Origin of the sequence: Roseburia sp. OM04-10BH (genome assembly GCF_003462605.1) — a bacterium.
Lineage (GTDB): Bacteria > Bacillota > Clostridia > Lachnospirales > Lachnospiraceae > Roseburia_C > Roseburia_C amylophila.
On record NZ_QTZI01000024.1, the window covers coordinates 1 to 410 of the forward strand.

At 47.6% G+C, this 410-nt stretch carries 1 protein-coding gene; it reads left to right on the forward strand.

All coding sequences use genetic code 11. The annotated features are described in order from the left end of the window. A partial coding sequence (locus DXB43_RS15345; protein WP_199535101.1) for a hypothetical protein occupies positions 1-410 on the forward strand: 410 nt, incomplete at both ends.

Genomic DNA, 410 nt, shown 5'->3' on the forward strand with positions numbered 1-410 from the left:
TTTGACAATGCGCTTGCCGGAGTGCAGAATGTCCGCACACAGATAGGGGAATATGAAGAGGCACACAGCCATGCAGATATGTATCCCATCGATATGATGGCAGGCTATCTTCGCAGTATTATTGGTGGACAGTTAGGTGGCAGTAGTGCTACAATCAGTGCATATGATGCATCGGTTGTGAATGCAACAGAGTCTTTTCAGCTGGCACAGATGATGGATGGAATGTTAAGTACATATCTCGAGCAGGTGAAGGACAGGGTAAACTCCTGTGAGGAGTTCTATGAACTGCAGCAACAGCAGTGGCAGGAATCTATCCGACTGAGAACAGAAGAAGGCATTGTGAAAACACTTGTCGGAGTCGGAACCATGATTCTGGGAGGAATGCTTGTCGTAGCAACCTGTGGTATGGC